This is a genomic window from Tsukamurella sp. USMM236, assembly GCF_037148755.1.
Lineage (GTDB): Bacteria > Actinomycetota > Actinomycetes > Mycobacteriales > Mycobacteriaceae > Tsukamurella.
The window spans coordinates 283,304-304,178 of record NZ_JBBCSS010000003.1 but is presented as its reverse complement, the minus strand read 5'-3'; the positions used below and the strand labels follow the sequence as shown (position 1 = coordinate 304,178).

General features: G+C 71.9%; 17 protein-coding genes. 9 read left to right on the top strand and 8 right to left on the bottom strand.

Annotation, left to right across the window (positions count from 1 at the left end; all coding sequences use genetic code 11):
• Position 1 precedes the first annotated feature (1 nt).
• Positions 2 to 1,552 (top strand): AMP-binding protein, encoded by a 1,551-nt coding sequence (locus WFK95_RS12525; RefSeq protein ID WP_336670920.1) that lies wholly within the window; start codon positions 2 to 4, stop codon positions 1,550 to 1,552.
• Here the strand turns inward: WFK95_RS12525 and WFK95_RS12520 are convergent.
• Positions 1,538 to 3,055 carry an ATP-dependent DNA ligase gene (locus WFK95_RS12520; RefSeq protein WP_336670919.1) on the bottom strand — a complete coding sequence of 506 codons (1,518 nt, stop codon included), beginning with the start codon at positions 3,053 to 3,055 and terminating at the stop codon, positions 1,538 to 1,540. The two genes, WFK95_RS12525 and WFK95_RS12520, sit on opposite strands and share 15 nt — an antisense overlap.
• A gap of 102 nt (positions 3,056 to 3,157) precedes the next feature.
• Between WFK95_RS12520 and WFK95_RS12515 the strand changes: the two genes are divergently transcribed.
• Positions 3,158 to 4,180: an ATP-binding cassette domain-containing protein gene (locus tag WFK95_RS12515; RefSeq protein ID WP_443081549.1), complete on the top strand. Its 1,023-nt coding sequence runs from the start codon at positions 3,158 to 3,160 to the stop codon at positions 4,178 to 4,180.
• Positions 4,177 to 4,998, top strand: coding sequence for an ABC transporter permease (locus WFK95_RS12510; RefSeq protein ID WP_336670917.1), 822 nt, complete (start codon positions 4,177 to 4,179; stop codon positions 4,996 to 4,998). The genes WFK95_RS12515 and WFK95_RS12510 overlap by 4 nt, the downstream gene beginning before the upstream one ends.
• A gap of 40 nt (positions 4,999 to 5,038) precedes the next feature.
• Here the strand turns inward: WFK95_RS12510 and WFK95_RS12505 are convergent, their stop codons facing one another.
• Positions 5,039 to 8,266 carry a BTAD domain-containing putative transcriptional regulator gene (locus WFK95_RS12505; RefSeq protein ID WP_336670916.1) on the bottom strand — a complete coding sequence of 1,076 codons (3,228 nt, stop codon included), beginning with the start codon at positions 8,264 to 8,266 and terminating at the stop codon, positions 5,039 to 5,041.
• A gap of 52 nt (positions 8,267 to 8,318) precedes the next feature.
• A complete protein-coding gene (locus WFK95_RS12500) occupies positions 8,319 to 9,899 on the bottom strand; it encodes a succinic semialdehyde dehydrogenase (protein ID WP_224645347.1) in 1,581 nt (526 codons plus the stop codon).
• A gap of 45 nt (positions 9,900 to 9,944) precedes the next feature.
• On the opposite strand from WFK95_RS12500, the gene WFK95_RS12495 reads away from it, so the two are divergent.
• Positions 9,945 to 10,964, top strand: a complete 1,020-nt coding sequence (locus tag WFK95_RS12495) for an LLM class F420-dependent oxidoreductase (RefSeq protein WP_224645348.1) — start codon at positions 9,945 to 9,947, stop codon at positions 10,962 to 10,964.
• 3 nt (positions 10,965 to 10,967) lie between these two features.
• Here WFK95_RS12495 and WFK95_RS12490 read toward each other — a convergent pair whose 3' ends face one another.
• From WFK95_RS12490 to WFK95_RS12480, 3 genes are read right to left on the bottom strand one after another with little or no spacing between them, the layout of a single operon-like run.
• Positions 10,968 to 11,654, bottom strand: coding sequence for a hypothetical protein (locus WFK95_RS12490; RefSeq protein ID WP_224645349.1), 687 nt, complete (start codon positions 11,652 to 11,654; stop codon positions 10,968 to 10,970).
• A 9-nt stretch (positions 11,655 to 11,663) separates the two neighbouring features.
• Positions 11,664 to 12,161, bottom strand: coding sequence for a pyridoxamine 5'-phosphate oxidase family protein (locus tag WFK95_RS12485; protein WP_224645350.1), 498 nt, complete (start codon positions 12,159 to 12,161; stop codon positions 11,664 to 11,666).
• A 4-nt stretch (positions 12,162 to 12,165) separates the two neighbouring features.
• Positions 12,166 to 13,269, bottom strand: coding sequence for an NAD(P)H-dependent flavin oxidoreductase (locus WFK95_RS12480; RefSeq protein ID WP_224645351.1), 1,104 nt, complete (start codon positions 13,267 to 13,269; stop codon positions 12,166 to 12,168).
• A gap of 117 nt (positions 13,270 to 13,386) precedes the next feature.
• Here WFK95_RS12480 and WFK95_RS12475 point away from each other — a divergent pair, with 117 nt between their 5' ends.
• Positions 13,387 to 14,181 (top strand): crotonase/enoyl-CoA hydratase family protein, encoded by a 795-nt coding sequence (locus WFK95_RS12475; protein WP_336670915.1) that lies wholly within the window; start codon positions 13,387 to 13,389, stop codon positions 14,179 to 14,181.
• Positions 14,182 to 14,255: 74 nt separating this feature from the next.
• On the opposite strand, the gene WFK95_RS12470 is transcribed toward WFK95_RS12475, so the two are convergent.
• Complete coding sequence (locus WFK95_RS12470; protein WP_336670914.1) at positions 14,256 to 15,809, bottom strand: AMP-binding protein; 1,554 nt, start codon at positions 15,807 to 15,809, stop codon at positions 14,256 to 14,258.
• A 163-nt stretch (positions 15,810 to 15,972) separates the two neighbouring features.
• Between WFK95_RS12470 and WFK95_RS12465 the strand changes: the two genes are divergently transcribed.
• The 4 genes from WFK95_RS12465 (at position 15,973) to WFK95_RS12450 (ending at position 20,195) form a co-directional block, all read left to right on the top strand.
• Positions 15,973 to 16,902, top strand: a complete 930-nt coding sequence (locus tag WFK95_RS12465; protein ID WP_336671058.1) for a Zn-ribbon domain-containing OB-fold protein — start codon at positions 15,973 to 15,975, stop codon at positions 16,900 to 16,902.
• Positions 16,899 to 17,978 (top strand): thiolase domain-containing protein, encoded by a 1,080-nt coding sequence (locus WFK95_RS12460; protein ID WP_224645354.1) that lies wholly within the window; start codon positions 16,899 to 16,901, stop codon positions 17,976 to 17,978. The genes WFK95_RS12465 and WFK95_RS12460 overlap by 4 nt, the downstream gene beginning before the upstream one ends.
• Complete coding sequence (locus tag WFK95_RS12455) at positions 17,978 to 19,150, top strand: thiolase domain-containing protein (protein WP_336670913.1); 1,173 nt, start codon at positions 17,978 to 17,980, stop codon at positions 19,148 to 19,150. Before WFK95_RS12460 ends, WFK95_RS12455 begins: the two co-directional genes overlap by 1 nt.
• Before the next feature lie 160 nt (positions 19,151 to 19,310).
• Positions 19,311 to 20,195, top strand: a complete 885-nt coding sequence (locus WFK95_RS12450; protein ID WP_336670912.1) for an alpha/beta hydrolase — start codon at positions 19,311 to 19,313, stop codon at positions 20,193 to 20,195.
• Here the strand turns inward: WFK95_RS12450 and WFK95_RS12445 are convergent.
• Positions 20,147 to 20,725 (bottom strand): TetR/AcrR family transcriptional regulator, encoded by a 579-nt coding sequence (locus WFK95_RS12445; RefSeq protein WP_336670911.1) that lies wholly within the window; start codon positions 20,723 to 20,725, stop codon positions 20,147 to 20,149. The two genes, WFK95_RS12450 and WFK95_RS12445, sit on opposite strands and share 49 nt — an antisense overlap.
• Positions 20,726 to 20,875 lie beyond the last annotated feature (150 nt).

The window sequence follows — 20,875 nt, the reverse complement described above, 5'->3', positions numbered from 1 at the left end:
GATGACGGCTCCGCTCCCCACGGTCGCCGACCTGCTCCGTGCCCGCGCCGACGATCCCGGCGCGGGCCTGCGGGCCGGCGACCGCACGTGGAGCTGGGCGGAGCACGTCGCGGCGTCCGCGGTCCGCGCGTCCGTCCTGCGGGAGCTCCTTCCGGACGGCGCGCCGCAGCACGTCGGCGTGCTCGCGGACAACGTCCCCGAGTTCTCGCTGCTCCTCGGCGCGGCGGCACTGTCGGGCGCGGTCGTGGTGGGGCTCAACCCGACCCGCCGCGGCGATGCCCTCGCCCGGGACGTCGCGCTCGCCGACTGCGGCGTCGTCCTCACACAGGGCCGGCACGCCGGGCTCCTCGAGGGCCTCGACCCGGGCGTCCCGGTCATCGATCTCGACGGTCCGCGGTGGGCCGCGCTCCTCGACGCCCACGCTGACGCCCCGCTGCCGACCGCCGGCGTGACCACCGACAGCCTGCTCGCCCTCGTCTTCACCTCCGGGACCAGCGGCGAGCCCAAGGCCGTGCAGGCCACCCACGGCAAGTTCACCGGCGCGGGAATCATGCTGGCGCAACGGTTCGGGCTGGGCGGCGCCGACACCGCCTACGTCGCGATGCCGCTCTTCCATTCCAACGCGCTCCTCGCGGGCTGGGCGGTGGCCGTGGCCGCGGGCGCGACCATCGCCCTGGCCGAACGCTTCTCGGCGTCCGGCTTCCTCACCGACGTGCGCAGGTACGGCGCCACCTACGCGAACTACGTGGGCACGCCGCTCTCCTACATCCTCGCCACCGAGGAGCGCCCCGACGACGCCGACAACCCGCTGCGCGTCCTGTACGGGAACGAGGGCCGCGCCGAGGACGTCGCCGCCTTCGCCCGGCGCTTCGGCTGCCACGTCCAGGACGGCTACGGCTCGTCGGAGAACGGCGTCGCCATCGCCCGCACCCCGGACACCCCGGCCGACGCACTCGGCCCGCTGCCCGACGGCGTCGCCGTGTGGAAGCCCGGCACCTCCATCGAGTGCCCGCGTGCCGAGACCGCCCCGGACGGCACGCTCCGCAACGCCGACGAGGCGATCGGCGAACTCGTGAACACCGCCGGCACCGGCGGGTTCTCCGGCTACTACAACGATCCCGCCGCCGACGCGGCGCGCTCGGACCGCGGCGTCTACCGCACGGGCGATCTCGCGTACGTCGACGAGGCGGGCTACGTCCACTTCGCCGGCCGCACCGGCGACTGGATGCGGGTGGGCGGCGAGAACCTGGGCGTCGCCCCCATCGAGCGCGCTCTCCTGCGCCACCCGGCGGTCGCGGAGGCCGCGGTCTACGGGTTGCCGGACCGCGTCGGAGACCAGGTGGCGGCGGCACTCGTCCTCGTACCTGGCACGGACCTCGACCCGACGGAGTTCGCCGCGTTCCTGCGTGCACAGCCGGACCTCGGACCGCGGCAGTACCCGCGCCGCTGGCGGGTCGTGGCCGAGCTGCCGCGGACGCCGTCGTTCAAGGTGCTCCGCCGCGCCCTCGTCGCGGACGGGATCGACGCCACCGCACCGCTACCCGGGCAGTAGTGCCCGCACCGCGTCGATCGTGTCCGCCTCGGCGGCGGTCTTGTCCGGGCGATAGCGCAGCACGCGGGCGAAGCGCAGGGCGACGCCGCCGCGGTAACGGCGCGAGACCTGCACCCCGTCGAGCTCGATCTCGACGACGATCTCGGGCCGCAGGTAGACGGTGTGCCCGTCGCGAGCACGCTCGTGCAGCGGGAACTCGTCGGTCTGCCAGCGCAGCAGCGCGTCGGTGAGCCCCTTGAAGGTCTTGCCCACCATCACCGGATCGCCGCCGTCCGGGTTGCGGGCGCCGAGGTGCAGGTTCGACAGCATCCCCGTGCGGCGCCCGTAGCCCCACTCGGCACCGAGCACCACCAGGTCCAGGGTGTGGGTCTGCTTGACCTTCTGCCACGCGCGGCCCCGGCGGCCCGCAGCGTACGGCGAGGTGAGCGCCTTGATCATGACGCCCTCGTGCCCCGCGGCGAGGGCGGCTTGGTAGTGGGCGACGGCCTCATCCCGGGTGGGCCGGGCCAGCGCGGGGATGCGTAGCTCCCCGGTCACCGTCTGCAGTGCGTCGAGGCGGACCGACAGCGGCTCGTCCAGCAGGTCGCGCCCGTCGAGGTGCAGGCAGTCGAAGAAGTACGGGCGCAGCACCGTCTCCCCGGACTCGCTCGACCCGAACCGGCTCATCGTCTCCTGGAAGGGCCGCGGCCGACCCGCATCCGTGAGCGCGAGCGACTCTCCGTCGAGCACGACGGACCGGCAGGGCAGTTCCCGAGCCAGCGCGACGATCTCGGGCACCGCGTCGGTGATGTCGCGCAGCGTGCGCGTGAAGACGCGGACCTCGTCGCCGAGGCGGTGCACCTGGATCCGGGCGCCGTCGAGCTTGAACTCGACGCTCACGTCGGTGCCCAGGTCCGCCAGCGCGGCGTCCACGCCCTCCGCCGGCGAGGCGAGCATCGGCGAGACGCCGCGCAGCACCTCGAGGCCGAAGCCCGCGAGCTCGTCGGTGCCGCCGCGCAGGGCCGCGGCGGCGGTGTCCGGCAGCGAGCCGGAGAGCATCGCCGCGCGCCGCACCGTCTCCAGCGGGACGTCGGCGGCGCGAGCGACCGCGTCGGTCACCACGCCCGCGAGGGCGCCCTGCCGCAGCTCGCCCGTGATGAGCCCGACGAGGAACCGCTGCTCCGCGGCCGTCGCCCGTCTGAACAGGCCGACGAGGACGGCGTCCCGTCGGGCGACGGAGCCCGCGCCCGAGGTGCCGGCCAGCTCGTCGAGCGCCGCGGTCACCTCTTCGACCGTCAGCGTCGGCTCCGCCGCCGGGGCCAGCCCGTCGACGGTCCGCGCGACGGTGCGCCACCCCGCGCCCAGGCGGCCCTGCAGCAGCTCCCCCGAGAGCCACGCGACGACGGGGCGCACGTCCGCCGCGTCGGCGGCGCGGATCATCGAGGCCAGCGCGGCGATCTTCGCGGTGCGCGAGCGCGTGCCCGCGACCTCGGTGGACACGGCGACGACCTCGGCGAACAGCACCCCGTCATTGTGGCGCAGACCCCTGACAGAAGCGGCGCGACAGCGGGCGACGGTCCGCGTCAGCGCCACGACAGTCCCACGACAGCGGGGCGATGCATCGTGATGACCATGACGATCACACAGATGAGGACCGGCCAGAGCCCGTCCTCCCCCACCGACCTCGCGATCGACGCCCGCGGCCTGGTCAAGCACTTCGGTGCGACCCGCGCGGTCAACGGCGTCGACCTGCAGGTGCCCACCGGCACCGTCTACGGCGTCCTCGGCCCCAACGGCGCCGGCAAGACGACCACCATCAGCATGCTCGCGACGCTGCTCAAGCCGGATGCGGGCAGCGCCCGCGTCTTCGGGCACGACGTCGTCGCCGAGTCCACCACGGTGCGCTCGCTCATCGGCGTCACCGGCCAGTACGCCTCCGTCGACGAGGACCTCACGGCGCGGCAGAACCTCGTGCTCTTCGGCCGTCTGCTCGGCAAGAGCCGCGCCGAGTCCCGGTCGCGCGCCGAGGAGCTGCTCGGCGCCTTCGGCCTGGAGGACGCGGCGAACCGCCCGCTCAAGGAGTTCTCCGGCGGCATGCGGCGGCGGCTCGACCTGGCCGCCAGCCTCATCGACACCCCGCCGCTGCTGTTCCTCGACGAGCCGACCACCGGCCTCGACCCGCGCACCCGCTCGCAGATGTGGGACACCATCCGCGAGCTCGTCGCCCAGGGCTCGACGGTGCTGCTCACCACGCAGTACCTCGACGAGGCCGACCAGCTGGCCGACCGCATCGCGGTGATCGACCACGGCCTCGTCATCGCCGACGGCACGGCCGACGAGCTCAAGGCCTCGGTCGGTTCGTCGACGCTGCAGCTCACCCCGGCCGACCGCGCCGACGCGCCGGTCGTCGCGCGCACCGTCGAGAAGATCCTCACCGAGACGGCGGCGTTCAGCCCCGAGGCGGCCCGCGTGACCGCCCCGCTGCACCGCCCCGACCTGGTGCCCGACCTGCTCATCGCGCTGCGAGAGCAGGGCGTCGCCATCGAGGAGATCACGGTCTCCAAGCCCAGCCTCGACGAGGTCTTCCTCACCCTCACCGGCCGCCCCGATGACGCGGCCGCCACCGATTCCGCCCAGGAGGCGTCATGACCACCACCCTCACCCGCGCCCCCGGCCGCACACCGGACCGCGCGGCTCCTAACCACATCGGCCTCGCCGAGACCGTCCGGCAGTCCTTCACGATGGGCTGGCGCGGCGTGCTCAAGATCCGGCACAACCCGGAGCAGCTCTTCGACGTCGTGCTGCAGCCCGTCGTCTTCACGCTGATGTTCACGTACATCTTCGGCGGCGCGATCAGCGGCGACGTGCACAGCTACCTGCCGGTCATCATCCCCGGCATCCTCGTGCAGACCGTGATCGTCGCGTCGATCGTCACGGGCACCCAGCTCCGCGAGGACATGAACAAGGGCGTCTTCGACCGGTTCCGGTCGCTGCCGATCGCCCGGATCAGTCCCCTCGCCGGCGCGCTGCTCGCGGACGTCGTGCGCTACCTCATCGCCACGGTCATCACCTTCATCGTGGGCATCGCGATGGGATGGCGCCCGGATCCGGTGGGCGTCCTGGCCTCCACCGCGCTGATCCTGTTCTGCAGCTTCGCCGTGTCGTGGATCTTCGCGCTCATGGGCTGCCTCATGCAGAAGGCCACCGCCGTGCAGGGCGTCTCGATGATGATCATGTTCCCGCTCACCTTCCTGTCCAACGCCTTCGTCCCGGTCGAGACCATGCCGGGCTGGCTGCAGGCCTTCGTGAACGTGAACCCGATCAGCCACCTCGTCTCCGCGATCCGCGAGCTGTGCAACACCGGCCACGCGGGCATCCACGTCGTGTGGAGCCTCGTCGGCGCGCTGGTGATCATCGCGATCTTCGCGCCGCTCGCCGTGCGGGCCTACATCCGCAACGCCCGCTGACGGGACCGCCCGCAGCAGCCGCCGGCACCCGACCGCCGCGCTACGCCCTCCGGCGGAGCGCGGCGGTGGTGTCGCGCAGGAGCCGGACCGCTCGGGACCGGGACAGTCCCGCGATGCGTTCGCCCTGAGCGCGCCACGCCGCCTCCGGGGCGCCCTGCGGCGGGTCGGCGAGCCGCTGCATCGTCTCGTGCATGACCGGATAGTCCTGACGCGCACCGAGCCTGCGTGCGAGCCCCGCCATGATCGCGGCCTCCTCGGACGCCGGATCCGTCGCCACCAGGTGGGCACCGACGGCCAGGGCCATCGTCGCCGCCTGGGGCAGGTCCCAGTAGCCGGTGATCCCGAACATGGCCTCGTCGCCGGCGATCAGCGCCGATACGAGCTCTCCTCCGGTCTCCGGCGCCACGCTCGCCACGACCCCGAGCAGCGCGATGGCGACCAGCATCTCGCCGCCGGGGTCCCTGCTGCCGTTGGGGATCCGCCGCACCAGCAGCTCGCCCGCCCGCCGGTACAGGGCCGCGTCGGGGGCGCCCCGCAGCCGTGCCAGCTCGGCCGCCCCGATCATCATGGCGGCCACGATCTCGGGCCCGCCGTCGGGATCGGGGTCCGTGGGCAGCCACGCCCCCTGGAGGGTGCGTTGCAGCGCCTCCGCCTCGTCGATCCGGCCGAGCGAGCACAGGCTCGCGACCAGGTACGCCATCGCCTGCTTCGCGTCCTCGTCGGCCCCGATCGAGGCCAGCTTCTCGGTTGCCGTGCGGTAGCGCCGCTCCGCCTCCTCCCAGCGGGCCTGCTGGCCGAAGATGCTCGCCGTGCTCATGGCGAGCATCGCCTCCGTCCACGCGTCGCCCGGTTCGCCGATCGCGCCGATCGCGGCGGAGTCCTCCAGGGCGCCCACCAGATCACCGCAGTTCTCCCGCAGGTTCATCCGCGCCGCCAGCGCGTGCAGGCGGACGTCGTCCGCGGGCGAGCTCACCCCGGCCAGCACGAGCCGGAGGAGGCCGTAGACCGAACGCTGGAGGAAGAAGGCGCTGAAGTAATCGGCCGGCTCGAGCAGCGTTCGCTCCGGCCGGTGCAGCCGGCGGATCATGGTGCGGCCCCGCGCGACGTGCCGCGACGTCGGATCCGCCCCCGGGGCGGCGCACGCCGCGAGTACCGTGGCCTGCCACAGCTCGCGGTCCTCGTCGGCGAGCCCCGCGGCCAGTTCCTCCCGCGGGTCGGGGAGGGCCTGGACGATCCGGATGCCGATCTCCTGCACCTGCGCGTGCAGGCTCCGCATCGACCACAGGCCCGCGAGCAGCGGGAAGACCCGGATCACCGTCCACGCCGCGTCGCGATCGCCGGCGACGAGCGCGTCTACGGCCCCGCGGAGCACGAACGCCAGGTTCTCGAGGTCCTCCGCGAGGCGCCCGATCACCGCATGACCACCGACGGAACGGTATTCGCGCCACATCGCGGAGGCGAGATCGGCGGCCCAGGACGACATGGCGAGGTCCACGAGACGGCTCTCGGGCGTCCCGGCGGCGGACGGCGGCGCCTCCGTGAGCCGCTCCTCGCCGAACTCGCGGACCGTCTCGAGCATCCGGTAGCGGGTGCGGCCCCCGCTCTCGGCGACGTGCACGAGGGACTGGTTCGCCAGCGAGATCAGCGCGTCGTCGAGCGCGACCGGATCCAGCCCCGTGGTCGCGGCCGCGGCCCCGGTGTCGAAACCCGCGGGGAAGCGGCAGAGCCGGCGCAGGGCGAGCTGCGCGTCGGGTTCCAGTAGGTCCCAGCTCCATTCGATCACCGCGTGCAGCGTGCGGTGGCGGTCGGGTGCGGACCGGTCGGCGGAGCGCAGCAGCGCGAACCGCTGTTCCAGCCGGTCGGTGATCTCCTCCACGCTCAGGGTGCGCACGCGCGCCGCGGCGAGTTCGATCGCCAGCGGGAGGCCGTCCAGTCGGCGGCACAGCTCGGCGACGGCGTGCTCCGGCAGCGCCACGTCGGGACGCACGGCGCGGGCGCGCTGCGCGAACAGCTCGACCGCGGCGGACCCCGCACCGTGGGTCGCCAGGACGGGCAACGGGTGCACCCGCTCCGCCCGGATCTGCAGGGGCGAGCGGCTCGTCGCGAGCACCGTGACGCCGGGCGCCCCGGCCACGAGGTCGGCCACCACGTCGGCGCAGGCGTCCACGACCTGCTCGCAGTTGTCCAGGACGACGAGGCAGCGGCGCCGCCCCAGCGCCTCCAGAACACGGGCGCCCAGATCTCGGATCACCCTGCGCGGCATACCGTCCGCGCCGAGGTCCGACTCCGCCAGGCCGAGGCCACGGGAGATCGCGGGCAGCACGCCCGCCGCGGAGCGGACCGCGGCGAGGGGCACGTAGTAGACCGGAGTGCCGGCGTCCGCGACGGCGGCGCCGACCGCCTCGGCGATGCGGGTCTTCCCCACCCCGCCCGGTCCGAGCACGGTCACGACCCGCGCCTCGTCGACCAGGCGCACCAGTTCGGCGACCTCCGCAGCGCGCCCGATGAGCGGCGTCACCTCGGCCGGAAGTCCCACGGCCGCGGCGCGTGCGGGCTTCGACGACGTCGGCGCCGTACCCGCCAGCAACTCGCGGTGCAGGCGCGTCGCCTCGTCGCCGGGCTCGGTCCCCAGCTCGGTGATCGACGTCCGCCGCAGGTCCGCGTAGGCGGCGAGGGCCTCGGCGGTCCGCCCCGATCCGGCGAGCGCCCGCATGAGCACCACCCGGGCGGGCTCGTCGAGCGGATCGGCGGCGATGCGCCGCTCGGCGATCGCGTGCGCCGCGTCGAGGTCGCCGGCGGCCAGCGCGCCGGCGGCCCGCCGCGCTTCGAGGCGGTCGAAGACGCCGGCCGCGCGCCGCGCGAGCTCGTCCGCGGGCCCACCGTCGTCGAGGTCGCCGGCCGGGGTTCCGCGCCACAGGCGCAGGGCCCGCGCCTCGTCGCCCCGATCGCGGAGGGCGGCCTCGGCCCGGGCGAGATCGGAGTCCGCGTCGAGGCGGTAGCCGCCGGCCACGGCCTCGAGGACGGCGGGCCGGATGAGCGCACGGACGCGCGAGATCTGCGTGTGCAACGCGGCGTTCGGCGACTTGGGCGGGGCGTCGCCCCACACCTCGTCGACGAGACGGTCGGCACTGACCGGGCGACCGTCGGCGAGCACCAGGGCGACGAGGAGCCGCCGGGCCCGCACGCCGGGCACGGGCCGACCGCCGGCGACGACCGGTCCGAGGACGCCGATCATCGCCGCGTCGTCGGGGGCGCTGCCGTCGTGCACCCGGCCAGCGTAGTCGCGGACGGTCCGCCGGTCCGCGGTCGCGGTGGCCCGCTCAGCGGATGCGCAGCTTGCGCATCCAGCGCAGGACCTGCTTCGTCTGCTGGGCGTACTGCTCGTAGCTCTGCCCCGGGCGCGGGTTGTACACCTGCTGCTTGAGCGTCGCGAGGTTGGTGGTGTCGGTGTACTTGAGCAGGCCCGCGTCGCCGTGGCGCACGCCGACGCCCGACGCCTTCCAGCCGCCCGACGGGGTGCCCTTGCTCGCGAAGGAGGCCGCGAAGCCGTCGTTGACGTTGACGTTGCCCGCCTCGAGCTGCGCGCCGATCCGCGCCGCGCGGCGCAGGTCCTTGCCCCACACGCTGGCGTTGAGGCCGTAGCGGGTGTCGTTGGCGAGGCGGATCGCCTCGTCATCGCTCGAGTACCGGAACAGGGCGACGACGGGGCCGAAGGTCTCGGCGGAGGCGAGGTGCATGTCCGGGGTGACGCCGGTGAGGATCGTCGGCGCGTAGAAGGCGGGGCCGACGTCGGTGCGTTCCCGCCCGCCGCACAGCACAGTGGCGCCCTTGGCCCGCGCGTCCTCGACGTGTGCGGAGACGCGGCGCAGCTGGTCGGGCGAGGCGAGCGAGCCCATGTCCGGCTCGTAGTCGTAGGTGGCGCCCAGCTTGAGGGCACCCGCGGCGGCGACGAACCGACGGGAGAACTCGTCGTAGATCTTCTCGTGCACGTACATCCGCTCGATGTGCATGCACGCCTGGCCGGCGTTGGCGAAGACCGCGAAGATCGCCGACGGGATGGCCTCGTCGAGGTCGACGTCGTCGAGCACGATCATCGGGTTCTTGCCGCCGAGCTCGAGGCTGCAGCCGATGAGGTTGCGCCCGGCCCGCTCGCCGACGGTGACGCCCGTGGCGGACGAGCCGGTGAACATGACGAAGTCCGACTCGTCGATGAGCGCGGGGCCCACGTCCGGCCCCTGCCCGCAGACCACCTGGAACAGTCCCTCCGGCGCGCCGGCGCGCCGCAGCAGCTCGACGCCGTAGAGGGCGGCCAGCGCGGTCTTGTTGTCCGGCTTGAGGACGACGCCGTTGCCGGCGATGAGGGCGGGGATCGCGTCCGAGAGGGCCATCGCGAACGGGAAGTTCCACGGAGCGATCACGCCGATGACGCCCTTGGGCCGGTGCAGCTCCACGGAGTTGCTCACCACGGGGACGGGTCCGCCGCGGCGGCGGGAGCGGAGCAGCTTGGGCGCGGACTTGAGGTAGTGGCTGATCACCATCGGGACGTCGCAGGACTCCTCGAAGGCCATCCGCCGGTTCTTGCCGGTGCCGCTCTGGATGAGGTCGACGAGCAGCTCGTTGTTCTCGAGGATCAGCTCGTGCAGCCGCCGGAACACGGCGAGGCGCTCCTCGAGGGAGCGCTGCGCCCACTGCCGCTGCGCCTCCCGGGCGGTGGCGAAGGCCGCGACCACGTCGCTCGGGGTGGACTGCGGGAGCGCACCGATGGCCGCGCCCGTGAACACCTCGCTCATGGTGAACGGTTCGCGACTGCCGTCGGCCACCACCAGCGCTGTGAGGCGCTCGATCAGCTCGTCGGTGATGCGCGCGGGCAGGGTGCTGTCGATCTGCGTGGGCGAAGCCATACCGAACTGTAACCCAAACCCTAGAACTTGTTCTAGATTCGAGGAATGGTCAACGATCTCAATCTGGGCATCAACCTCGGCTACTGGACCCGTGGGCCGGAGGACCACACCGCGGCCGTGGTCGCCGCCGACGAGCTCGGCTACGACTACGTCTTCACCGCCGAGGCCTACGGCTCCGACGCCTTCTCGACGCTCGCCTGGTACGGGGCCCGCACGAAGCGGATCAAGCTCGGCACCGCCGTCGCGCAGATCCCCGCGCGCACGCCCACCGCGACCGCCATGCACGCCCTGACGATCGACGGCCTGTCCGGCGGCCGCATGGTGCTCGGCCTCGGCGCCTCGGGCCCGCAGGTCGCCGAGGGGTGGTACGGGAGCCCGTTCCCCAAGCCGCTCGCCCGCACCCGCGAGTACGTCGACATCGTGCGCCAGGTGATCGCCCGCGAGGAGCCCGTGACCAGCGCGGGCCCGCACTACCCGCTGCCGCTGCCGGGCGGCACCGGACTGGGCAAGCCACTCAAGTCCATCGCCCTGCCGGTGCGGCCGCGGATCCCGATCTTCCTCGGCGCGGAGGGACCGAAGAACGTCGCGCTGTCGACCGAGATCGCCGACGGCTGGCTGCCGCTGTTCGCCGATCCGCAGCAGGTCGAGTCGGTCTTCGGCGAGTCCCTGGCCGGCCGATCCGCGGACTTCGAGATCGCCGCGACCGTCTCGGTGATCGTCTCCGACGACCTCGATGCCGCGCTCACCCAGGCGAAGGTCCCGCTCGCGTTCTACATCGGAGGCATGGGCCACAAGTCGACCAACTTCCACCTCGACCTCATCGGGCGGCTCGGTTTCGCCGACGCCGCGGTCGCGGTGCAGGAGAAGTTCCTCGCGGGCGACCGCGTGGGCGCCATCGCCGCCGTCCCCGACGAGCTCGCCGATTCCATCGCCCTGCTCGGGCCGATCGACCGGATCGCCGAGCGCCTGGCACTCTGGCGGGATTCCCCGGTGACGACGGTGCTGTTCAGCGGAGTCCGGGACGAGCCCACGCTGCGGGCGCTGGCCGAGGCCGCCCGGGGCTGAGCGTCAGCGCCGGCCGAAGGTGAAGGCGAGATCCCACGGATCCGCGTCCCACCGGCTGATCGCCTCGATCATCACGGTCGGGGCGGTCGCCACGGTCTCTGGACTCGACGGTGCGCTGATCGTGGCGGTCCGGTCCCAGTCGTCGATGTAGGGCGCCCAGAGATCGGAGTCCCGCGGCGGCGGCGCCGTCTCGACGACGGTGACGAAGACGCCGGGCTCGGCGCCCGCCGGGAGCACCGCGAAGAGGCAGAAGGGCTCGCGCTTCGCGTCGCGCGCGCCGCGTTCGACCACGAGGTACTCGTCGGTGGCGGCGCAGTGCTCGACCGCCCGGGTCAGCACCTCGCGGAAGTCCTCGAAGGTCGAGCGGGAGGGCCGCTTCTCCGGGGCGAGGGCGATGGACTGCGCCTCCATCGTGAGGCTCCCGTCGTCCGCCCGGAGCGGGACGCGGGGCCGCACGAGGAGCGCACCGTCGGCCTCGGACAGCCGCGCCGCCTCGCGGTACCGGCCCTCCTTCCGCGAGACACGGCCGACACGGCCCGTCGCCTGGACCTCGCGGAGCCAGGCGTCGTCGGGCACCGACCAGAGGCGGGTGGCACCGTCGTCCGACCAGGTCCGGACGAGGCCCCCGACGCAGGGGCTGATCTCGACGAACCCTTCGGAATCCTCCGACTGCGCATGCGATCCGGGCATCGTCCGCCCCTACAGGTACGCCGCGGTGCTTCCGCCGACCGGCAGCTCGGGCATGCCGAGCTTGCGGTGGTCCCAGGAGCGCACGCGGCCGCCGCGCAGGCGCACGGCGACGCGCTTCTTCATCATCTCGTCGATCGCGGGTTTGAGCTCCTCGGAGTACGGACCGAAGTAGCGCTCGTAGACCTGCTCGCAGACCGCGCGCACCGTGGCCTCGTCCTCGACGATCTCGGCGGTGCCCTCGATGGTGACACCGCGCAACTGGTCGTAGGACTGCCCGGCCTCGACCGACGCGCTCATGAGCGGGTTGCGGCGCAGGTTCACGACCTTCTGCGACTTGGCCTTCGTCTCGATCCACAGGTCGCCGTCGATCACGGCGTACCACATGGCGACGAGGTGCGGCACCCCGCCGGCACCCAGGGTGGCGATGGTGGCGGTGCGGCTGCGCTCGAGGAAGTCGCCGATCTCCGCCTCGGTCATCTGGATCGTGCCGCGCTGATTCGTTCCCATGGGGTCAGCGTGCCAGGTTCAGGCGGTCGACGGCATCCTCGAACTCGCCGACCAGCTCGGCCATGATCTCGGCGACGGGCCGCACCGCGTTCATCCGGCCCACGATCTGGCCGACCGGCATCGCGACGACCGAGGGATCGCCCGAGGCGTGGATCCGGCTGTGCGCCTCCCCCACCAGCAGGTTCTGCAGGGGCATGGGCAGGGCCGACGGTGCACCGGGCTGCTCCCAAGCCTCCGTCCACCGGGTCTTGAGCAGGCGGGCAGGCTTGCCGGAGAAGATCCGCGTGCGCACGGTGTCGGCGCTCGTCGCGGCGACCAGGGCGTCCTGCATGGTCTGCGATTTCGTGTGCGTCTCGAGGTACTCGGTGGTGGTGAGCCAGTACGAGCCCATCCACACGCCCTCGGCGCCGAGGGTCAGGGCCGCGGCGATCTGCCGGCCGGAGCCGATGCCGCCCGCGGCGACGACGGTCGCGTCGTCGCCCACCTCGTCGACGATCTCGGGGAGCAGCACCATGGAGCCGATCTCGCCGGTGTGACCGCCCGCCTCGTAGCCCTGCGCGATGACGATGTCGACGCCGTTGTCGACGTGGGCGCGGGCGTGCTTGGCGCGGCCGGCGAGCGCGGCGACCTTGACGCCGTGCTCGTGCGCGGCGTCGATGACGTCCTTCGGCGGCGAGCCGAGGGCGTTGGCGATCAACGCGATCCGATGCTTGAGTGCGACGTCGACGTGCGAGCGGGCCACCGAGTGCAGCCAGCCGAGCACGCCCGCGCCGGCGGCACCGTCGGGCAGCTCGGGCACCCCGAGCTCGCGCAGCGTTCGCTCGACGAAGGCGCGGTGCTCCGCGGGGATGAGCTCGGTGAGGTCGCCCGCGCTGCCCTCGGTGGGCACCTTGTTGGGCATGACGATGTCCACGCCGTAGGGCCGCCCGTCGGTATTGGCGTCCATCCAGTCGAGGACGGCGTCGAGCTCCGCGGGATCGTTGAACCGGACGCAGCCGAGGACGCCGAGGCCGCCGGCCCGGGAGACCGCCGCGGCCACGTGCTCCGACGGGGTGAAGGCGATGACCGGGTACTGGATGCCCAGGTCCTCGCACAGGGGTGTGCGCATGAATCCTCCTGAAGACTTCTTTCCTCCAAACTAGAACCTGTTACTGTCCGGGGAGGCGGATTCCCGCAATTGCCGATCCTCGTCTCGGCGAGGGTCCTCGACCCAGGAGCCTCAGTCATGACAGACGCCCCGCACGCCCTCGTCGAGCAGCGCGGCCACACGCTGCTCATCACGATGAACCGGCCGGAGCGCAAGAACGCGCTCACCGGCGAGATGCTGCAGATCCTCAGCGACGCCTGGGACCGCATCGATGCCGACCCCGAGATCCGCAGCGCCGTGCTCACCGGTGCGGGCGGCGCCTTCTGCGCCGGCGCGGACCTGAAGAACATGGCGAAGTCGAACCCCGGCGAGGCGATGAAGGAGGGCAGCGCCTTCGATCCGGCCCGGATCCCCGGCCTGATCAAGGGCCGCCGGCCGGGTAAGCCGCTCATCGCCGCGGTCGAGGGCGCCGCCATCGCCGGCGGTACGGAGATCCTGCAGGGCACCGACATCCGCGTCGCGGGCGAGAGCGCGAAGTTCGGCGTCTCCGAGGCGAAGTGGAGCCTCTACCCGATGGGCGGCTCCGCCGTCCGGCTGCCGCGCCAGATCCCGTACACGGTCGCGGCGGACCTGCTGCTCACCGGCAGGCACATCACCGCTGCGGAGGCCAAGGAGTACGGGCTGATCGGCCACGTCGTGCCCGACGGGGACGCACTGGCCAAGGCCCTCGAGCTCGCCGAGCTCATCAACGCCAACGGCCCCCTCGCCGTGCAGGCGATGCTGCGCACCATGCGCGCCACCGAGGGCATGCACGAGGAGGAGGCCTTCAAGGTCGACGCGAAGGAGGGCCTGCCCGTCTTCCTCTCCCGCGACGCCAAGGAGGGCCCGCGGGCCTTCGCCGAGAAGCGCACCCCGGTCTTCGAAGGCCGCTGACCCTGCAATTGAACGACGTTCTGGAGAATCCGACCTGCGGGTTTACTCTCCGGAACGTCGTTCAATTGCGGTGATCAGGCGTACTGGGCGCGGAGGGCCTTCTTGTCCGGCTTGCCGAGGGGGCTGACGGGGATCGACTCGACGAGGTCGACGGTCTTGGGTGTGTAGACGGCGCCCTTGCGGTCGCGGACCAGATCGCGGAGTTCCTCGACGTCGACGGTCGCGCCGGCGCGGGGCACCACGACGGCCTTCACGGCCTCACCCCACTTCTCGTCGGGCACACCGATCACCGCGACGGACGCGACCGACGGGTGCGTCGAGATCACGTCCTCGACCTCCCGTGGGAAGACGTTGAAGCCGCCGGTGACCACCATGTCCTTCTTCCGGTCGACGATGTACAGGTAGCCCTCGTCGTCGAACCGTCCCACGTCGCCGGTGTGCAGCCAGCCGTGCTCGGTGGCCTCGGCGGTCTGCTCCGGCTTGTTCAGGTAGCCCTGCATCACCAGCGGGCCGCGCACGCAGATCTCCCCCGGCGCACCGGGTTCGACGGGGCGCCCGGCATCGTCGAGCAGGGCGACATTCACCCACGGGACGGGCTTGCCGCAGCTCGCCAGCCGCTCCGGCTTCGATGGGGCGTGGTCACCGCGGCGCAGCACGGAGATGGTCATGGGGCACTCGGCCTGACCGTAGAACTGGAAGAACACGGGCCCGATGCGCTCGATCGCCTCGGTCAGCCGGGTCGGCGAGATCGCGGACGCGCCGTAGAAGACGGTCTCCAGGCTGGAGAGGTCGTAGTCGCCGAACTTCGGGTGATCGAGCAGCGCGTAGATCATGGTGGGCACCAGCATCGTCGCGGTGATCCGGTACTTCTCGATCGCCGCGAGCACGGCCTCCGGCTCGAACCGGGGCAGCACGACCATCGAGCCGCCGGTCATCGACGTCGGGTTCCAGAAGGCGCCGCCGGCGTGGCTGAGCGGCGCGCACACGAGGAACCGGATCTCCTCCGGCCATTCCCATTCCGTGCGCTGGATGCGCAGCAGCGCCGCGCCGCCGGAGTAGCTGAGCATGACGCCCTTGCTCTTGCCGGTGGTGCCGCCGGTGTACGCGAGGCTCGCGGTCGACGACGGGTCGGCGGTGTGCGCAGCGAGCGGTCCTGGCTCGAATCCGGCCGCGACGGCGGTGAGGTCGACGCCCGCCTCCGTGGGCCCCAGGGAGAGCAGTGTTTTCAGCCCCGGCACCCGGTCCCGCAGGTCCGCGGCGCGCTGCTCGTACAGGCGCGGGTCGTAGATGAGGGTCTCGATCCCCGCGTCCTCCATGACGTAGACGTGATCGTCGAGCGAGCCCATCGGGTGCAGCGCGGCGAAGCGGACGCCGGTGATCAGGTTGGTGGACTGGGCGATCAGGACCTCGTGCCGATTGCCGGAGAGCATCGCGACTGGGCTGCCCACGCCGAGCCCGACGGCGGCGTACGCCTGCGCGTAGCGACTGACCTCGTCGCGCACCTGCGCGTAGGTCAGCACGGAGTCACCGTCCGCTCCGGTGACGTGGACGGCGACGCGGTCGGGGTAGGCGGCGAGGGAGCCGAGCAGGATGTCGCCGGCCAGTGGCTCGCGGTGCAGATCGTCCATGGAACACCTCGTGGATCGTTTGCGGGAATACCGGCGCGGAACGCGGTAGGAACGTTTTCCACGGTAAGGGCTGATCGCCGTTTCCGGGATACCCTTGCGCCAAAAAGTTAGAACATGTTTCACTCGTGAGGTGACCGCAGAAACGCAGACCCTCTCGGCGCCGATGCACCTGTCCTTCGACTACACCCGGTCGCTCGGACCGGTCCTGGGCGCGTTCATGACGAACCTCCGCGAGCGCCGCATCGTCGGCACCCGCGACGCGGCCGGGCGGGTGCACGTGCCCCCGCTGGAGTTCGATCCCGACACCACGGCCGCCCTCAACGAGATCGTTCCGGTCTCCGACACCGGCACGGTGACCAGCTGGAGCTGGAACGCGCACCCGGTCGACGGGCAGCCCTTCGACCGGCCCTTCGCGTACGCCCTCATCAAGCTCGACGGTGCCGACACCTCCCTCCTGCACGCCGTCGACGTCGAGGGCCCCGAGGACATCTCGACCGGCATGCGGGTGCACGCCCGTTGGGCCGCCGAGACGACCGGCGCGATCGGCGACATCACGCACTTCGTCCCCGGCGAGGGCGACGGCGTCCCTGCGGTCGCCGCACCGTCGGGCGACCCGATCGAGGTCCTCATCACCCCGGTCGCGCTGCGGCTCGAGCACTCCGCCTCCGTGCCGGAGACCCGGTACCTGCAGGCCCTGGCCGAGGGACGGCTACTGGGGCAGCGGTGCGGGACGTGCGGCAACGTCTACGTCCCGCCGCGCAACGCGTGCCCGATCGACGGCATCCCCACCACCGAGGAGGTCGACCTGCCGGACACCGGCGTGGTCACCACCTTCTGCGTGGTCAACGTGCCCTTCCAGGGGCAGCGGATCAAGCCCCCGTACGTCGCCGCCTACGTGCTGATCGACGGCGCCGACATCCCGTTCCTCCACCTCGTGCTCGGCTGCGACCCGTCCGAGGTACGGATGGGCATGCGGGTGCGCGCCGTGTGGAAGCCGCGCGAGGAGTGGACCGAGAGTCCCGGGAACATCTCGCATTTCGAACCGACCGGTGAGCCGGACGCCTCCTACTCCAGTTACGAGAAGCACCTGTGAGCACACGCACCTGCACCGATCCGGACGGCTCCGTCGCTGTCGTCGGCTACGCCGCCACCCCGTGGCTGCGGGCCGCGCAGACCACGACCAACGGCGTGGAGATGCTGATCCCGCTGTTCGCCGACGTCTTCGCCCAGACCGGCCTCACCAAGTCCGACATCGGATTCTGGTGCTCCGGGTCGTCGGACTACCTGGCAGGCAGGGCCTTCTCGTTCATCGCCGCGATCGACTCCATCGGCGCCGTGCCTCCGATCAACGAGTCGCACGTGGAGATGGACGCCGCGTGGGCGTTGTACGAGGCCTGGGTGAAGATCCGCACCGGCGAGATCGACACCGCCCTCGTCTACGGCTTCGGCAAGTCCTCCGCCGGCGTGCTGCGCCGCACGCTGACCATGCAGCTCGACCCGTACACCGTCGCGCCGCTGTGGCCCGATTCGGTGTCCGTCGCCGCGCTGCAGGCCCGTGCGGGCATCGACTCCGGCGCGTGGACCGAGGCCGACATGGCCGCGGTCGCCGCGCGCAGCCTCACCGACGCGACGGCGAACCCCGCGGCGCAGGTGTCGCGCACCGTCGACGCGGAGACGCTCCTGGGCGAGCCGCTGTGGGCGGATCCCCTGCGCCGGCACGACATCGCGCCCGTCACCGACGGTGCCGCCGTCGCTATCCTCGCCTCCGCCGAGCGCGCCCGCGAGATCCGGGAGAACCCCGCGTTCATCACCGGCCTCGAGCACCGGATCGACTCGCCCGCACTGGGCTCGCGCGACCTCACCCTGTCGCCGTCGACCACCGCCGCGGCCCGCGCCGCCGGAGCGGACGGCGTGCAGCTCGCCGAGCTCCATGCGCCCTTCACCCACCAGGAACTGATCCTGCGCAGGGCGATCGGTCTCGACGACGACGTACGGATCAACCCGTCCGGCGGTGCGCTCGTGGGGAATCCCATGTTCTCCGCGGGTCTCGCCCGGATCGGCGAGGCCGCCCGCGCCGTGTGGAACGGCGACGCGGAACGCGTCCTGGCGCACGCCACCGGCGGACACGCCCTGCAGCAGAACCTGATCGCCGTGATGGAGGCCAAGTGATGGGCAAGCCCACCGCAGTACTCGGAACGGGCCAGACCCGCCACCGCGCCAAGCGCACCGACGTCTCGATGGCCGGCATGATCCGCGAGGCCGTCGACGCAGCGCTGCTCGATTCCGGCACCACCATGGCCGACATCGACGCCATCGTGATCGGCAAGGCGCCCGACATGTTCGAGGGCGTCATGATGCCCGAGCTGTTCCTCGCCGACGCGCTGGGCGCCGTCGGCAAGCCGCTGCTGCGCGTGCACACCGCGGGCTCGGTCGGCGGGTCGACCGCCGCCGTCGCCGCCGCCCTGATCAAGTCGGGCGTGCACAAGCGGGTACTCACGGTGGCGTGGGAGAAGCAGTCGGAGTCGAACGCCATGTGGGCGCTGTCGATCCCGGTCCCGTTCACGGTGCCCGTCGGCGCCGGCGCCGGCGGCTACTTCGCCCCGCACGTCCGCTCCTACATCCGGCGCTCCGGCGCGCCCGACCACGTCGGCGCGATGGTGGCGGTCAAGGACCGGCGCAACGGCGCCCGGAATCCGCTGGCGCACCTGCACCAGCCCGACATCACCCTCGAATCCGTGCAGGCGTCCCAGATGCTCTGGGACCCCATCCGCTTCGACGAGACGTGCCCGTCGTCCGACGGCGCCTGCGCCATCGTACTCGGCGACGAGGAGGCCGCCGCGGCATCGGAGGCGGCCACCGGCAACCGCGTCGGCTGGGTGCTCGCGACCGCGATGCGCACCGAACCCCTCGCCTACGCGGGCCGCGAGCACGTCAGTCCTCGCGCAGGTCAGGACGCCGCAGCCGCGCTGTGGCGCGACGCCGGCATCACCGACCCGCTGCGCGAGGTCGACGCCGCCGAGATCTACGTGCCCTTCTCCTGGTTCGAGCCGATGTGGCTGGAGAACCTGGGGTTCGTCCCCGAGGGGCAGGGCTGGAAGCTCACGGAATCCGGGGGCACCGAGATCGGCGGGGAACTGCCCGTGAATCCGTCCGGCGGCGTGCTCTCCTCCAACCCGATCGGCGCGTCCGGCATGATCCGGTTCGCGGAGGCCGCGAAGCAGGTCATGGGGCGGGCCGGGGACTACCAGGTCGACGGTGCCCGCAAGGCACTCGGGCACGCCTACGGCGGCGGTTCACAGTACTTCTCGATGTGGCTGGTGGGCGCGGACAAGCCGCAGTAGCCGCAGAAAGTGAGCAGCGGCCATCACGACGCAACGGTAGCCACGAAGCCGCAGGCCACAAGGCCCCTCTCCCCAGATCGCGGGGCCCGAAAAGCGAGTTGTCTACGGCGCCTGCCGCGGTGACGCTGGAGGCATGGATGTCGAGAGATACGAACGTCGAATGCCGCTCGAGCTGCGCGAGCATCCGGTCTCCCCACCCGCCTCGGAGTGGTACCTCTGGCGCGGCCATGCGGTGCACGTCGCGCGGGCACCGAACCCTCAGGCCACCGCACGCCTTCTTGCGTTCCACGGCGCCGGAGGCAACGCCGGCATGCTCTGGCCGATGCTGGGTCGCCTAGCCGCACTCGGATCAGATGTGACCGCGATCGACCTTCCGCTCTACGGGGACACCGTGAGCCCACGCCCCCGGGCTGTGCGATACACGGACTGGGTGTCCTTGGCCGCGGACTTCGTCACCGACGAACGACGCGAGGATGCCCGGCCGATCGTGATCGTCGGTGCGAGCATGGGCGGAATGCTCGCCTACGAGACGGCACAGCGAACCGGTGAGATCGCGCACGTTGTGGCAACGTGCCTGCTGGACCCGCGCGATCCCGAGGCGATCGCGGCGGCCTCGCGTCTTCCTTGGATAGAACGTGTGCCCACCCACGTCCTCAGGGTTATCGGACGAGCCGCCGGCAGCCTCCGCGTTCCTGTTCGATGGTTCGCCGAGGCGCGCAGGATGAGCCGGGATCCCGCGCTGACGCGGGCCTGCCTGGGTGATTCACGCGGAGCCGGCGCCTCAGTTCCACTGGGCTATTTGACCGACTTCATGACCTTCGATCACTGGCGTCCCGAATCAGCGATCGGCACGCCGATCACCCTTGCGCATCCGGCCGCCGACGCGTGGACACCCTCCCGGCTCAGTATGCGTTTTCTCAATCGCATTGCGAGCACGACGCGTCATGTGCCGCTCGAGAACTGCGGCCATTTTCCGATCGAGCAGCCGGGTCTTTCTCAGTTCCTCGCGGTGGTCTCCGAAGCGCTCGACGACGCTGGAGCGTGAAGGTCGACCAGTCCGGCCACTACCCGGTGGAACGCGACCCGGTCGCCGGTCCTGAGGAAGACCCTGTGCAAGTACCCGTCCACACCGGTCAGGATCGCTGACACTGCTTGTTCCGGATCCGGCGCACCCCGGCTCGCCCTGACGAGATGAAACGAGATCTCTGGTAATACCGCCTGTTCAAGGAGTTCGCCCCGTCGCGCTGCGATCCCCGTTCGGGAGACAGCACGGTACATGAGAGCGTGGAGCGCACGACGGTCGTCGTGCAACTCGATGATCGCGTCAACGAGCGATGCCATCAGCTGCTCCAGGGGCGGCGGGTCCGCCCGGGCATCGTCGAGAATCGTTTGAACGGCCGCCGCTGCCTCGTCGACGTGCTTGGTCGCGAGCGCTTCGAGAAGCGCGGCCTTGTTCGCGAAGTACTGGTAGAGGCTGCCCACTGAATAACCCGCCCGCGCCGCGATGCGATTCGTCGTGGCCGACAATCCTTCGCGGTCGAACACCTGCGCAGCCGCTTCCAGGAGCACGTCCACCGTCTCCTGAGCCCGCTGCTGTCGCGGTGACCTCCGCATACGCCGAACCTACCGGGGCGGTCGCGGGCAGGCGAGCCCTGGCCTCGACCGCGAGCGGATGCGCGATTCCCAGTCGAGCACGCACTGCCCGTCGAGGACCTCAGCGCTCTT

Coding starts and splice junctions, on each gene's coding strand:
- WFK95_RS12525 (WP_336670920.1), top strand. CDS start 2: ATGACGGCTCCGCTCCCCACGGTCGCCGACCTGCTCCGTGCCCGCGCC.
- WFK95_RS12515 (WP_443081549.1), top strand. CDS start 3,158: ATGACCATGACGATCACACAGATGAGGACCGGCCAGAGCCCGTCCTCC.
- WFK95_RS12510 (WP_336670917.1), top strand. CDS start 4,177: ATGACCACCACCCTCACCCGCGCCCCCGGCCGCACACCGGACCGCGCG.
- WFK95_RS12500 (WP_224645347.1), bottom strand. CDS start 9,899: ATGGCTTCGCCCACGCAGATCGACAGCACCCTGCCCGCGCGCATCACC.
- WFK95_RS12495 (WP_224645348.1), top strand. CDS start 9,945: ATGGTCAACGATCTCAATCTGGGCATCAACCTCGGCTACTGGACCCGT.
- WFK95_RS12490 (WP_224645349.1), bottom strand. CDS start 11,654: ATGCCCGGATCGCATGCGCAGTCGGAGGATTCCGAAGGGTTCGTCGAG.
- WFK95_RS12485 (WP_224645350.1), bottom strand. CDS start 12,161: ATGGGAACGAATCAGCGCGGCACGATCCAGATGACCGAGGCGGAGATC.
- WFK95_RS12480 (WP_224645351.1), bottom strand. CDS start 13,269: ATGCGCACACCCCTGTGCGAGGACCTGGGCATCCAGTACCCGGTCATC.
- WFK95_RS12475 (WP_336670915.1), top strand. CDS start 13,387: ATGACAGACGCCCCGCACGCCCTCGTCGAGCAGCGCGGCCACACGCTG.
- WFK95_RS12470 (WP_336670914.1), bottom strand. CDS start 15,809: ATGGACGATCTGCACCGCGAGCCACTGGCCGGCGACATCCTGCTCGGC.
- WFK95_RS12465 (WP_336671058.1), top strand. CDS start 15,973: ATGCACCTGTCCTTCGACTACACCCGGTCGCTCGGACCGGTCCTGGGC.
- WFK95_RS12455 (WP_336670913.1), top strand. CDS start 17,978: ATGGGCAAGCCCACCGCAGTACTCGGAACGGGCCAGACCCGCCACCGC.
- WFK95_RS12450 (WP_336670912.1), top strand. CDS start 19,311: ATGCCGCTCGAGCTGCGCGAGCATCCGGTCTCCCCACCCGCCTCGGAG.